General features: G+C 62.4%; 15 protein-coding genes and 1 pseudogene. 3 read left to right on the forward strand and 13 right to left on the reverse strand.

Features of this window, described 5'->3' with window-relative positions:
* Together ACODSU_RS24895 and ACODSU_RS24900 are read left to right on the forward strand one after the other, a co-directional pair.
* A pseudogene (locus ACODSU_RS24895) lies at window positions 1-265 on the forward strand (hypothetical protein); the annotation flags it as partial.
* Window positions 266-277: 12 nt separating this feature from the next.
* The gene (locus ACODSU_RS24900; protein ID WP_488845600.1) at window positions 278-1,174 is read left to right on the forward strand and encodes an AraC family transcriptional regulator; all 897 of its coding nucleotides are present in this window, start codon (window positions 278-280) and stop codon (window positions 1,172-1,174) included.
* Here the strand turns inward: ACODSU_RS24900 and ACODSU_RS24905 are convergent.
* From ACODSU_RS24905 to ACODSU_RS24925, 5 genes are all read right to left on the reverse strand, one after another.
* A complete protein-coding gene (locus ACODSU_RS24905; RefSeq protein WP_488845602.1) occupies window positions 1,171-2,058 on the reverse strand; it encodes a LysR family transcriptional regulator in 888 nt (295 codons plus the stop codon). The two genes, ACODSU_RS24900 and ACODSU_RS24905, sit on opposite strands and share 4 nt — an antisense overlap.
* Window positions 2,059-2,124: 66 nt before the next feature.
* Window positions 2,125-3,129: an aldo/keto reductase gene (locus ACODSU_RS24910; RefSeq protein WP_488845604.1), complete on the reverse strand. Its 1,005-nt coding sequence runs from the start codon at window positions 3,127-3,129 to the stop codon at window positions 2,125-2,127.
* Window positions 3,126-3,413 (reverse strand): hypothetical protein, encoded by a 288-nt coding sequence (locus ACODSU_RS24915; RefSeq protein ID WP_488845606.1) that lies wholly within the window; start codon window positions 3,411-3,413, stop codon window positions 3,126-3,128. Before ACODSU_RS24915 ends, ACODSU_RS24910 begins: the two co-directional genes overlap by 4 nt.
* Window positions 3,410-5,053, reverse strand: a complete 1,644-nt coding sequence (locus ACODSU_RS24920) for an FAD-dependent oxidoreductase (RefSeq protein WP_488845608.1) — start codon at window positions 5,051-5,053, stop codon at window positions 3,410-3,412. Before ACODSU_RS24920 ends, ACODSU_RS24915 begins: the two co-directional genes overlap by 4 nt.
* Window positions 5,050-6,024, reverse strand: coding sequence for a Bug family tripartite tricarboxylate transporter substrate binding protein (locus ACODSU_RS24925; protein ID WP_488845610.1), 975 nt, complete (start codon window positions 6,022-6,024; stop codon window positions 5,050-5,052). Before ACODSU_RS24925 ends, ACODSU_RS24920 begins: the two co-directional genes overlap by 4 nt.
* Before the next feature lie 285 nt (window positions 6,025-6,309).
* Between ACODSU_RS24925 and ACODSU_RS24930 the strand changes: the two genes are divergently transcribed.
* Window positions 6,310-6,552, forward strand: coding sequence for a YciI family protein (locus tag ACODSU_RS24930; RefSeq protein WP_488845627.1), 243 nt, complete (start codon window positions 6,310-6,312; stop codon window positions 6,550-6,552).
* 112 nt (window positions 6,553-6,664) lie between these two features.
* Here ACODSU_RS24930 and ACODSU_RS24935 read toward each other — a convergent pair whose 3' ends face one another.
* From ACODSU_RS24935 to ACODSU_RS24970, 8 genes are all read right to left on the reverse strand, one after another.
* Window positions 6,665-7,468 (reverse strand): HAD domain-containing protein, encoded by an 804-nt coding sequence (locus tag ACODSU_RS24935; protein ID WP_488845612.1) that lies wholly within the window; start codon window positions 7,466-7,468, stop codon window positions 6,665-6,667.
* Complete coding sequence (locus ACODSU_RS24940; protein ID WP_488845614.1) at window positions 7,455-7,748, reverse strand: hypothetical protein; 294 nt, start codon at window positions 7,746-7,748, stop codon at window positions 7,455-7,457. Before ACODSU_RS24940 ends, ACODSU_RS24935 begins: the two co-directional genes overlap by 14 nt.
* Window positions 7,745-8,527 carry an HAD domain-containing protein gene (locus ACODSU_RS24945; RefSeq protein WP_488845616.1) on the reverse strand — a complete coding sequence of 261 codons (783 nt, stop codon included), beginning with the start codon at window positions 8,525-8,527 and terminating at the stop codon, window positions 7,745-7,747. The genes ACODSU_RS24940 and ACODSU_RS24945 overlap by 4 nt, the downstream gene beginning before the upstream one ends.
* 95 nt (window positions 8,528-8,622) lie before the next feature.
* Complete coding sequence (locus ACODSU_RS24950) at window positions 8,623-9,420, reverse strand: metallophosphoesterase (protein WP_488845618.1); 798 nt, start codon at window positions 9,418-9,420, stop codon at window positions 8,623-8,625.
* Entirely contained in the window at window positions 9,407-9,886 is a 480-nt protein-coding gene (locus ACODSU_RS24955; protein WP_488845619.1) for a hypothetical protein, read from the reverse strand. The genes ACODSU_RS24950 and ACODSU_RS24955 overlap by 14 nt, the downstream gene beginning before the upstream one ends.
* Before the next feature lie 114 nt (window positions 9,887-10,000).
* Complete coding sequence (locus ACODSU_RS24960; protein ID WP_488845621.1) at window positions 10,001-10,360, reverse strand: hypothetical protein; 360 nt, start codon at window positions 10,358-10,360, stop codon at window positions 10,001-10,003.
* Window positions 10,361-10,729: 369 nt separating this feature from the next.
* A complete protein-coding gene (locus ACODSU_RS24965) occupies window positions 10,730-11,032 on the reverse strand; it encodes a helix-turn-helix domain-containing protein (protein ID WP_488845623.1) in 303 nt (100 codons plus the stop codon).
* Window positions 11,033-11,468: 436 nt separating this feature from the next.
* Complete coding sequence (locus ACODSU_RS24970; protein ID WP_488845625.1) at window positions 11,469-12,017, reverse strand: hypothetical protein; 549 nt, start codon at window positions 12,015-12,017, stop codon at window positions 11,469-11,471.
* Window positions 12,018-12,072: the final 55 nt, after the last annotated feature.

Below are 12,072 nucleotides of genomic sequence, written 5' to 3' on the forward strand. Positions count from 1 at the left end.
GCCAGTGCTAGCTTTTCGTACCGTCACTTATTGCACTGAAAACGAGGAGACCCCTGGAGGCACCAACCGCCTGCACGTGAAACGCAAGTATGGCACGTTGCCCGGCGTCGCTTGTCGCCTGCGCGTCGACAGCCCAGACCTCATCGAAGGTGTCGAACAGCGCGCGCACGGCGCCGTCGTCATCCGGCGGCTATCGCTCGACCTCGCTACAAAAGCGCAAGATCGATCGGGCCTGTTGCGCCCGTGTGTTGCAGACTACCGCTGACACGGAAGCAGAATGAAAGCAGCGCTGGCCAACTACCTGGATCGGATGCGACGAACGCTCGTCCATATTGACCGCCACTTGGACGATGACCTGGACCTGGATGCAGTGAGCCGCATTGCAGCCTTCTCCAAGTTTCACTTCCATCGGCAATTCGCCGCGGTCTTCGGGATGACAGTTCACCGCTACGTTCAGCTGGCCCGGATGAAGCGCGCCTCCTACCAGCTGCTTTACCGCGATACCGAGGGCATTGCCGAGATCGCGATGGATGCGGGCTACGAGGCACCAGACGCATTCTCACGAGCCTTTCGGCAACGGTTCGGGCAGTCGCCTTCGGCCTTCCGGGAGTCCCCCGACCTGCTTCCTTGGTTTGCTGCCTTGGAAGCGCTCGACAACGCGAGGAATCAACTCATGAACAGGACGTTCAGCCAGGACCAGGTGACCATCCGCGAGGTGTCGGCAACGCCGGTGGCGATCTTCGAACACCGGGGTGACCCCGCCACGCTCGTGGCCAGCATCCAACGGTTCATTGCATGGCGCAAGGCTGCCAATCTACCGCCCAGAACCCATCCGACCTTCAATATCTGGTACTCGGAGCGGCGTCCGGAATCGCCAGCCGACTACGCGGTGGATCTCTGCGTGGGTACCGACAAGCCGATCCAGGCCCACGGCGAAAACATCAAGGCGGGCCAGATTCCTGGTGGTCGCTGCGCAGTGCTTCGTGTGGTCGGCGACACCGAGAACCTGGAGCCGGCGGCGACTTTCCTCTACCGGGAATGGTTGCCGGCCAGCGGTGAAGAGGTGCGCGACTTCCCGCTCTACTGTCAACGGCTGAGCTTCTTTCCCGAAGTCTCCGAGCGAGAGACCGTGGCGGAGCTTTTCTTGCCGCTCAAGTCGCCGCCGAAGACTTAGGCCGGATCGGTAGAAGCGAGCTCTGCGAATCGAAGAGCGGCAGGTGGGGCCTCGTGCTCCAGCCATCGAAGCTCGGCGCCCGAGTTGAAATGAAAGTCCTCGGCCGGCCGCAAGGTAACTGGGGCTGAAAGCAGCTGCGCGGCCTTGCGTGCAGCGAAGGAGATGCCCGCACCTGCAGCGACCAGCGCCAGCATGGCCACGAAGCTGTCGGCGTGAATAACGATCCTCGGGCGGAAGTCGGCCAGCGCCCAGCGCTTGAACAAGTCGTCGTGGAATTCCGGGTCTGTGCTGCGTGGCGGTGCGATGAAGTCTTCGTCCGCCAGGTCCGCCAGCCGGAAGCGATCGCTTCGAGCCAAGCGGTGACCGTTCGGCACTGCGAAGACCGTCTCGTCCTCGCAAAGGGACTGGCGGACGATGCCGGCAGTCACTGCCGCGCCGGTGTGGCAGATCGCCAAGTCGATCTCGTGGGAGAACAGCGCCGCTGGTTGCGCCGATGCCGCCACGTGAACAAGCTCGATGGTCACGCACGGGAAACGGCGACGAAAGCTGCTCAGTAGCTCCATGGCTTGACCCGTGTGCAGGCCGACGGGTACATAGCCAATGCGCAGTTCACCGGCGTCGCCGGTCGCGGCCAACCGTGCCGATCGAGCTGCCCAGTCTGCCTGGTGCAAGGTCTTTCGTGCTTCGCGCAGAAAGGCCTCGCCGGCTTGGGTCAGCTCGATGCGGTTCGCCGCGCGCACGAAGAGAGCGCAGCCCAGGCCTGCCTCGAGTTCCTGGATCTGCCGGCTGAGCGGCGGCTGTGTGATGTGGACCCGCTCGGCGGCACGACTGAAGCTCAGCTCTTCGGCGACTGCGACAAAGTACCTAAGTTGACGAAGCTCCAAATCACTCTCCGCGTTCGACGTGGCAGGCCCAGGAGCGTACCCCAGATCGCCTGGGGCGCGACAACGCTAGGCGGGCTCCACGTTCCAAGACGCTTCGGGGTGCACGACCTCGCGGTCCAGCCAGAAGTCCTCCAACCGGGCACGCAGCTGCGGACTGCGATCCAGAAGCCGGCAGGCCTCCACGTTGTCGCGCAGTTGTTCGAGCGAACTGCATCCCACCAGCGCGGTGGCCACATGTGGATGCGCGAGGCAGAACGCAATCGCGGCCTGCGCGGGTGTCGCGTCCAACGATGCGGCTGCGTCGCGGAATCGAGGCATATCAGCGATGATGCGCTCCCGGATACCGCCGGTGTCCGTTGCCAGCTGCCGTTCCACGTTGTCGCGCCCAGCAAGGTATCCGCTCTCCAGCACGTCGGAGGCCTCCACGGAGATCCCCGTGCGGCGAACCAGCTCTTGGTACGGGTTCCCTTCAACGACGGATCGGCGGGACACGCTGTACTTCTGCTGGACGAGTACCGGCCCGTCGAAGCCTGCTTCCTCGGCTACCTGGTGCGCGCGAAGAATTTGCGCCGCGGACCAGTTGTTGACTCCCCAATGGCGCAGGCGCCCACTGCGCAGCAGCGAGCCGACCTCGCGGGTGACTTGCACGATGTCGATCTCGGGGCGACGCATCTCGCCAACGATACCGATGTCCGCATAGTCGCTGCCCACACGCCGCAACGCGGCATCGAGCTGGCTGGTCAGATCCCGTTGCGGGTAGGTCCAGAGCCAGAGCTTTTCGCTCAGCAGGTATTGGTCGCGGCGCACGCCGGCGGCCCGCATCATTTGGCCGAACAGGACGTCCGTCCAGCTCGGCTTGCGCAGGCTGCCGTCTGGCAGGGGTGGGTACTCGCCGTAGACGCCGACATCGAACAAGTTCACACCGCAGGCGATTGCCTGCGCGAGAAGTTCGGCACCGGCCTCGAATGTGAGGCGGTCGAAGATGTGCCAGGAGCCCAGGGCGATCGCGCCCACCTCGGGGCCGCTTCGGCCGAGTCGGCGCTTGGGTAGGACGTAGGGGATCGAAGTCACGGCTCGGTTGCTCCAGATGGGTGATTGAAAAGGGGGGGAGGCGTATTGACGGACAGGGGACCCCGGCGCGAAATGCTCGCTTCGTACGAACCCAGCGCCAAGCGCACTTCGTGCGTGGCGTGCTGCAGGCGGGGAACGTCATTGATCTCGTGCGCGAGCTGCACCACGAGCGCGCCCAGCCCAAGCAACGCTTGTTCTTGCGGCAGTTCTCGCGCGAAGTCGGCGAGGACTTCGTAAAGAGCGTCCGGGTGCGGATCTGAGGAAATAGTGTTCGAGGTCGTCATGCGTGTGCGTGCTCCTCTCGGGAGGAAACGAGGCCGACGCAGCGATCGAGCGATGCGGTGAGCCACTCGGGACTGAAGCGTTGCGTGCAGGCACCGATGTACTGATCGGGGCGCACCAGGACAGCACCGGCTGAGCCGACCTCGAAGTGATCGCGCAATGTCCCCGTTGGCTCGTCGAGCCATCGGGCCGAACCGAGGTCACCTCGCGCGGGTGCGTCCGCGGTGACAATGAAGATGTCGAGCGCGGGGCGAAGAGCGTCGATCGCATCGAGCATCCGCTGACCCGGTGCGTCGAACAGCAACAGGGCGAACCGGTTCCCCAGCACGTCTAGCAGCCACTCGCCTGGCCGGCCAAGTGGAGCATCCGCGAGCGGGGTACCTTCAAAGGCATGGCTGCCGTAGCGCGGTGGACCCGCCTCCACGCGGCCGCTGTTGATCCATGAGCGCGCGAAGCCGTTGCGATGAGCGAGTGCCAAGACGCCGTCGCGCAGTGCCATGGAGGCAGCGGACGTCGGCGACAGAAACTCCGCACTTTGGCAGGAGGCGCGCACATTGGCTTGCGCAACTGGCCACCGCTCTTGATGGTAGGTGTCCAGCAGTGCGTCGGGGGCGCGCTGCTGTACGACGTGGGCGAGCTTCCAGATGAGGTTGTTGGCATCCTGGACGCCCGAGTTCGCGCCACGGCCTCCTCCGAACGGGGAGAGCTGATGTGCAGCGTCGCCAGCGAAGAACACGCGCTGCCTGCGCATGCGTGCCACGGACTTGGCCGAGAAGCGGTAGACGCTGGCCCACTCGATCGAGAACGGAACCTCCGGCCCGAGCACGTTCGCGATGCGGGAATGCAGGCGCGCAGGATCGAGTTCGGTTTCGCGGTCGGCCTGTGGTCCCAACTGAAGATCAAGCCGCCAGATGTCCTGGGTCTGACGATGCAGCAGGGCCGTCTGGTTGTCGTGAAAGGGAGGGCGGAACCAGAACTGGCGGCCGGCGTGATCACCCAGCGACGCTCGGATGTCCGCGATCAAGAAACACTCTTCGAAATGCGCTCCGTCGAAGGGTTCTTCCAACAGGGCGCGCGTCGTCGACCTGACGCCATCTGCTGCGATGACCCAGTCGGCGCGAAGTGCATAGGTGCCCACTGGCGTCTCGACCGTCATCTGCACGGCGGAGGCATCTTGCTGCAGGCCGACCAGCTTGCTGCGCCAACGCAACTCCACGCTCGGTTGGGCCTCGCATGCCCGAACGAGCAAGGCTTCCACCTGCGATTGCGGCAGGTTGGTGTGCGCGGCGAAGCGTGCGCCCACGGCTGGCGCCATGCGGGTGCGATGTACCACGGCATCGCCACACAGCAGGGTGCTCTCGTTCCAGCCGACGGCTTGCCGCTCGATGTCGCCCGCACAGCCGAGTCGGGCCCAGACCTCCATGGTCTTGCGGTGGTAACCCATGGCTCGGCTCCCGGTACTCACCGTGTCGTCATCGTCCAGGACGATGCAATCGACACCTTGACGTCCCAGGTCAAGGGCGGCGGTCAGACCCACAATGCCGGCACCGACCACAACCACCCGTGCGCGGCTGCTTCCGCCAGCGAGCTCTGGGGGCACCCGAAATGGGTAGGTGGGTGGCTTTGCGTCTACCATAGTCATTCGGCGGAGATGTTCATGCGCTTGACGAACGGCGGCCAGAAGCGCCGTTCCTTGTCTACGAGGGCCGCCATCTGGGACGGCGTCGATGGCGTGAGGATCAGGCCCATGTCCTCAAACCGCTTGCGAACGGCATCCGAGGCCAGGGCACGAGCCATTTCCGTGTTCAGCCGTTCGATGACCTTTTCAGGCGTGCCGGTCGGGACGACCACGCCTTGCCATGCGGTTGCTTCCACTTTCAGCATGCCGCTTTCCATGAGCGAAGGGACATTGGGAAGTGCAGGCAGGCGCGTTGGGCCGAACACGCCGAGTGGACGCACCTTGCCACCACGGATCAGGGGCAGGCCCGAGGCCGTGTCGATAACCAGCATCGGAACCTCGCCTGCCATGACGGCATTGAGCGCCGCCGCGCCGCCGCGGTACATGACAGGAAGCAGCTGAAGGCCTGCCTCATCCTTGAAGAGCTCCGTCGCGAGATGGTGCGGGTTCCCGACGCCGCCCGCGGCATAGGCCAGCCTGGCATCGGGCTTGCGCGCGGCGGCGACAAGCTCTTCGGTGGTCTGAAATGGTGTTTGTGCCCCTACGGCCAGGATAAGAGGCAGCTTTGCCGTGAGGCCTACCATCGCGAAGTCGGCCTGTGGGTCGTAGGCCAGCTTCTTGTAGAGCGCGGTGTTGTAGACCAGGATGCCGTTGTCCACGCTCAGCAGCGTGTAGCCGTCCGCACCCGACTTCGCCGCGGTGGCGGCTGCGATTGCGCCGGCAGCGCCAGGTTGATTGACGACCACGATGGGCTGACCCATGCTTTGGCTCATTTGCTCGGCCAGTACCCGGGCGATCAGGTCAGATCCGCCGCCAACGGCGTAGCCGACGATCCACCGAAGCGGCTTGTTCGGGTAGGCGTCCTGAGCGTTCGCGTGAGCAGCAAAGAACGAAAGGCACGCAGCGAGCATGCCGGCGGTGAAGCGGGTCCACATGGTGTTTGTCTCCTGGCTAGTTTTTCTGGAAGCACTGCACGAATGCGGCCGATCGTAGGGGGCTCTGTCGCCGAGGGCCAATGCCTCCTGCGAATGCGCCCATGCTTGCCGCACGGCAGTCAGGCGAAATGCGTGCTTCTGCCCAATGAGAGGTGAACGACTTGCCTTGGTCGTCACGCGAGTAATCACGGCGGCCATTTCCGGGCCGCTCTTGCCGCGCCAGAAAAAGGGGCTTGGTTCAACCCCTTCGCATCAGGGCGCCACACCGAAGCTCGACCCAGGCTGCTGCCCGGGCTGCGACGATGGGTGCGTGCGGCCGGTGAGCACCGCGTGAGGGTGTGCCTTGGTGGTCCAACGCGTGACCTGGAGGGCGCGATGAACGGCACGCTGCTGGTGGTGGTGGAGGCAGCCGATCTACGGGCTGTGGAGCGGTTCGTTGCAGACGATCCGTATTCTCGTCACGACCTGTTTGCGACGATTGAAATCTGGGCCTGGGACTGGAGTTTGGGCAGATCTCAGAACGTCTAGCGTCCGCGATGGCGAGCGGAAGCCGAGGCGCTCTCGACGGGCAAAAGGCAGGTGGTGAATTTGAGCTGCGCAGTGTACCCATGGGCACTGACGCGGTAGGTTGCCACGAATCTCACAGCGAAATTCTCGAGCTACCGGCATCGCCATGTTGTTGAGCGCTTCGCCTGAGGTCCACCAGATGGCGAACGAGGAACTCGGCCCAATCAGTCAACCAAACTCCATCTCCTGGGAAGTTTCGTCCCCGCAGCATCGCGTCTAGATCCCCGTGCAGCAGATCGGGAATGTCTGCAAACTTCACCTTGTCCAACCGATCACAATCGCCGACCGGGCTCACCGGAACGGCGACGACCAGACGCCACCACGCGAAGGCCGGATCCACGATCGGGGGGGTGATCGATGGGTTTTCAATTGAGAAGCGCAGCTTCTCGTATTCGGCCGCTGCCGAGTTCCATTCGAGGTTGACGATCACCGCGCGCCGACAGCCCTCATCGAAGTTCCAGACGTCGTCGTCGACCGCCAGCCAGGATTGGCTAGGCTTTGCACGCTGACGCATCCAGAGCTCGATCTCACGTTGCCTCAATCCAGGCGGGTACAGATAGCGGCCGATCGGCCAGTTCTGAAGCTGCTTAAACACCGGCAGTTGCCGTGCTGCCTCGGCCTCTTGCCTTGCCTGAAGAAACTCGTCGTCAGGCGTCGCATCACTGGTCAGTCCAGCGTAGCGACCGGCAAGAGGACCGAGAAACTCCACGATCTCATCGCTCCCGTGAACTTCCTGCCAAGAACTACTGACCACTATCTTCAGCGCCGGAAACGGTGCCAATGCGGCCTCCAGCTCCGGAAGATGCTCGAACGGCAACTGACCCGCCTTGTGCAAGACACAGTCGAAGTCGAGGAAGAGGAAATCAGGAGCTCTCATGCTTGGGTCGTGGAGTTGGTAGTTGCGGATGCGTGTGCGGCCGCGCCCAGCGCGCGGTGCTCACACGCATCCAGGGGCCAAGCGTCTCCTTCAGGCACGCATGGCACAAGTCGACCGCGACTTCATTGCCGTCGCCAAAGGCTGACCCCCACCCGGTGCTGAACTCCAGGCTCTCCATGTTGCCGAAGCCAGTCCCTTCATCGGGCCGCGCTTCGACGCCGCAGCGGTCGCAGCGCACGCTCGCCACATAGGGCTCAGGACGAAGTTCGTACTGCTTCATTGGTGACCAGGCGCCGCCGGCGCCGCGATGCCCCGAGACAGTTCGTCGAACCTCCTGCTCACCGCAGCCGCCCAGTCCCGAATCCAGATGTACCCGGGAGGCAGGCCGCCAAGCGTGTTGGCCTCCACCTCGTCGCACCAGGCTTCTGGGATGTCGGCGAACCTGACGTACTGGCGGGCTACTTCACCTTCAGCGGGCTCGTGGATCGGCACTGACATCGCAAGCCGCCACCATTCAAAGTAGGGGTCGGCTAACGGAGAAACCGTGTCAGGTGCGTCAAGCGCCGCGGCTAGCCGCGCGAACTCAACGCTGGCCGATCGCGTCTCCAGATCGAACAGCACCACCTGCCGGCACCCTTCGTCAAAATTCGGAGCGATGTCGTCCACCGCCAGCCAGGTCGATGAAGGCGCGGCGAACTTGGCCAGCCAGGCCTCGATCTCCCGCTGTCGGGCGCCGGGAACCATGATGTAGAGATCTGCCTCGGTCCTTTGGCGGATCCACGCTATGACGCCGTGGTTGCGCAGGTTCAGGGAAGCCTTGACCGCACGGGAGAGCTTGGCGTCGCCCGTCTTGCCCGCGTACCCCTGCGCGAGGACCGGTCCCAGGAGCTTAAGGAGCTTGCCCTTGGAGCAGGTGGCCTGCCAGTTGCTGCTGATCACGATCTTGGTTTGCGGGTATGGCTTCAGGGCCGCCTCCATCTCCGGCAGGAAGCGGAACACGTGGCCCCCATACGCGTGATGCAGGACACCGTCGAAGGCGAGGAAGAGGTAGTCGACCATTCAGTTGCAACCTGACTAGTAAGTTGCAACTTGTGTGCTGCAACCTTTCAACCGTTGAAACCGGTGAGTGCCTGGACGGGCCACGACTGGCAATGTCATAGCGTCACCACCATCCCAGGGTCGAAGGCGTCGTTCTCTGGCTTGCGGCGGCCCAACGGGTAACCGCGCGGGTTGCACACGACGCGCGTCGGCTTTCCCTCGGTCAGGACGTAGTCGACGGAGTGATGCATGTGTCCGTGAACCCAGATGTCCGCGCCGTACAGCAAAGCCAAGGGCAGTTCGCTGACAAAGCCCGGCGTCAAGTCGTCGTCCACGTAGCGAGGCTCCACCGACTGGATGCACGGCGCATGGTGGGTGACCACCATGGTTGGCACCTGCCGCTCGGCCACCTTGTTACCCAGCCAGCCAATACTCTGCACGTGGCGCTGCAGCACCTCATTAGCGGTCAGCCGACCTCTTGCAGTTCGAATGGCGCTGCAGTCGTTGAGGCCCAGCTCGTACTCGCGCATCGCCGCGGCTATGCGATCCCGTCCAAAGTAGCCGAAATCAACCCAAAGCGTGCAACCGAGGATCCTGACGCCCATGTGCTCGATCTCATTGTTCTCTAGGAAGTCCACGTCCAGCGCGGCGGCCGCATAGCGCAAGTCGTCCAAGGTGCGTTCCCAGTCGCCACCGTAGAACTCGTGGTTGCCAGCGACATAGACGATGCGGGTGCTTGGAAACGCGATACGCGCCCAGGTGATGCCCGAGGTACCTTTTGCGATGTCCCCAGCAAGGACCACCAGGTCGACGTCGCGCACCACCTCACCCCTCGGCACGAAGCCGTAGAACTCGGTGTGCAAATCGGAGAGGATGAGGGCCTTCACGAACTTGCACCGTTCAAGTTTTTCCATGCTTGGAATCGCACGCGTCGCACTTGACCACGATCCAGCCATTGTTTCGAAGGGTCCCGGGGTTCCCGCAGATCGCGCAGGTGACCTCGCTTCGGTCTTCGGCCGCCGAGACGAGCTTGTCGATCTCCTTGTAGGGGTAGCCCTCGGCGCCTTCGGGAATGTTCTCGATCCGGGTAATGCCGTCGGGCGCAACGAGGCTGATCCGCATCCGCACAAGACGGTCGAAGCAATAGTAGAAACGAAGGGTCCCGTACTTTTCCTTGACCTGCTCGATCAGGAAGGCTGCGGCCAGCTCGTCCGAAAGGGCTGCATCGATCTGGGCGAGCAGGTCACGGACAATGTCGTCCCAGCCTGCAGGGCTCCAGCCAATGATTTCCGGGCGTCCTCCATTCCGTTGGAACAATCGAGGAAACGCTTGGCGCATCTCGTCCAGATGCGACCTTGAAGGCTTGTCGTGGCGGGTCATCGCGTTGTTCCGTTGTTCGGGATCGCTTGAAGATGGGGAGCACTGACAGGTGGCTGCAGCGTTGGGGTCGTGCCGCGGTGGCCAGGGCTCATCCTTGTGGCCTTGGCCGAGACCTCAAACATGGCTAGCTGGGTAGAGACAGGACTTGATGCTGACCTGACTGGCGGAGAGCGCTTCAGCGGCCAGTACGTAGCGTCGCTTCGAGTTTGTTTCCACAACACCAACTTTTATATCGGCATCCTCTCGGACCCCATCCCAGATAGCCGACACAGGCTCGAACTGCCAGGTCGGTCCACCGTTCAACGCCGGCGGCACGGCCATGAAGATGGCTTTGATACTCAACGTGGCATCGCTGACGATTCCGTATAGGTAGCCGGGGTCTACCGTCAGCATGCCTAAGTCCTCGTCGTCCGGCCGACGAACCACGATGTAGAACCAACTGACTTCAATAACGAGTTCGACAACGCTCCACATGCGAAGACCCTCTATGAGGCTCTCCGGTGGGTTGACTTCGTTCTGGGCACACGTGAGAAACATGAGAAGTTGCGAATTGAGGTGAATTCGCAATTTGAACACTATAGGACTCACTCAGAATGAGCGACCATTCTGAGCGAGCAAGTATTAATGTTCGCCTATTCTTCGAACCGCACCATGGTGCAGAAGGCGCCACCTTGCAGGCGGTCGCAGGACGGCGCGTCAGGCAGTGCGGCCCAAGTAGCCGCGTTTGGCGGGAGCGGATATCAAGAGCAGGGTAGTCATAACCGAAGACTCAACAGCTCGCCTGACAGCTCGCCTGACAGGTTGGCGAACGCGAAGTACGCCAAGGAGAAAGCCGGAAAAGAGCTAGCGATCGAGGACCGCAAGCTTCAGAAGCTCGGCAGCGACTTGATCCTGCAAGCGCGCAAGATGCGCAGAAGTGGGACGACCAAGATATGCCACTGTCAGAAGCGTCAACGGATGCACACCCATCTGTTCAGCAAGCTGGTCGACTTTTGTCACGGTAGGATTTTTGATTCCGCGCTCGACACTACTCACGTAGGTCCTGCTGGAAACAAGGCCAAAGCTCTCTTGGGAAAGACGCTTGGCGACGCGCAGTGTCTTCAGCGCCACGCCGATCTCGTTGTACGCGCTTTTCTTAGTTGCCATCGGCCGATTAGCCGACATTGAACCCTATAGCACTACAATCTATAGTGTTCATTTATGCCATCCCACAACCCTTTTCGCTCGGATTTCGCCGGGGCTGGCACCGTTGTTCGCCGGCGAAAGTGCCGATCGCTCACAACAGAGATCAATCAGTAGGTTCGCACAGCCGATGGTCACGAGAAGGAACTGCGATGGCCGATCCAGCAAACATTCGAGACTTCGACCAGTTGCCCGATAGCGCGTTTGTTCGACTACCCGTAGTCGCAGCGCTCTTCTCGATCTCACCGGTAACCGTTTGGAGATGGTGCAAATCTGGCCGCCTTCCACGCCCCACTCGGGTGGGCCGAGTCACTTCGTGGAGCGTAGGGGCGCTACGCGAACGGATTAAGACGATGCGCTCGCCAGACTAATCCCTGGATGCTGCAGGATCTGTGGATGCTCACCTCTTCAGACCGGTCGCGCGCTCAACATCTACCCACCACTGCGGAAGATCAGTGCCAAGCACAATCCCGGCGCATTCTTTGGTCAATTGCTCGACGGGATCGAGATCATCGACAACCATCTTCGCTAACCGGGAATATAGAAGCAGCACTGCGGCGACGGGGGGCTCGAGTTCGGCCGCCCGTTCATCAAGTCGAGCCAACAGATGCTCGGTGTATTGGTGCCTGGCTGCCGCCCTTACAAGCTTTAGTACATGCGCTTGCATGGCCCCCAATCGCGGCGGCACGGAGAGCCCAGCATCAGCGGTCTCCTGCTTAGCTGGCTCGGGTGAAACAGGCGACATTCGCGCAGCATCAGACTTGCGCTCCCGCGCCCTGGCTTGCTCGCTGGTGGTCAGCGTGCGCCCGGTAACCAGCGCAGGCTCTTGCTCGGTTGCCATATAACCGTGAGCTTCGGCGCCGCACGCTTCAACAAAGAGCTGTTCCTGCTCCTGCGTCAATGGTCGCGCGAACTCAGCGCCCACATCAGCCGGCTGTAGAGGCGGCATGGGGTCTCCTCGTTTTCAGTGCAATAAGTGACGGTACGCAAAGCTAGCACTGGCG

Source organism: Acidovorax sp. FG48 (assembly GCF_057809085.1).

What these genes read in the sequence shown, in the direction of transcription:
- ACODSU_RS24900 (WP_488845600.1), top strand. Translation starts at nt 278, where the DNA reads ATGAAAGCAGCGCTGGCCAACTACCTGGATCGGATGCGACGAACGCTC.
- ACODSU_RS24915 (WP_488845606.1), bottom strand. Translation starts at nt 3,413, where the DNA reads ATGACGACCTCGAACACTATTTCCTCAGATCCGCACCCGGACGCTCTT.
- ACODSU_RS24920 (WP_488845608.1), bottom strand. Translation starts at nt 5,053, where the DNA reads ATGACTATGGTAGACGCAAAGCCACCCACCTACCCATTTCGGGTGCCC.
- ACODSU_RS24925 (WP_488845610.1), bottom strand. Translation starts at nt 6,024, where the DNA reads ATGTGGACCCGCTTCACCGCCGGCATGCTCGCTGCGTGCCTTTCGTTC.
- ACODSU_RS24935 (WP_488845612.1), bottom strand. Translation starts at nt 7,468, where the DNA reads ATGAGAGCTCCTGATTTCCTCTTCCTCGACTTCGACTGTGTCTTGCAC.
- ACODSU_RS24940 (WP_488845614.1), bottom strand. Translation starts at nt 7,748, where the DNA reads ATGAAGCAGTACGAACTTCGTCCTGAGCCCTATGTGGCGAGCGTGCGC.
- ACODSU_RS24945 (WP_488845616.1), bottom strand. Translation starts at nt 8,527, where the DNA reads ATGGTCGACTACCTCTTCCTCGCCTTCGACGGTGTCCTGCATCACGCG.
- ACODSU_RS24950 (WP_488845618.1), bottom strand. Translation starts at nt 9,420, where the DNA reads ATGGAAAAACTTGAACGGTGCAAGTTCGTGAAGGCCCTCATCCTCTCC.
- ACODSU_RS24955 (WP_488845619.1), bottom strand. Translation starts at nt 9,886, where the DNA reads ATGACCCGCCACGACAAGCCTTCAAGGTCGCATCTGGACGAGATGCGC.
- ACODSU_RS24960 (WP_488845621.1), bottom strand. Translation starts at nt 10,360, where the DNA reads ATGTGGAGCGTTGTCGAACTCGTTATTGAAGTCAGTTGGTTCTACATC.
- ACODSU_RS24965 (WP_488845623.1), bottom strand. Translation starts at nt 11,032, where the DNA reads ATGGCAACTAAGAAAAGCGCGTACAACGAGATCGGCGTGGCGCTGAAG.
- ACODSU_RS24970 (WP_488845625.1), bottom strand. Translation starts at nt 12,017, where the DNA reads ATGCCGCCTCTACAGCCGGCTGATGTGGGCGCTGAGTTCGCGCGACCA.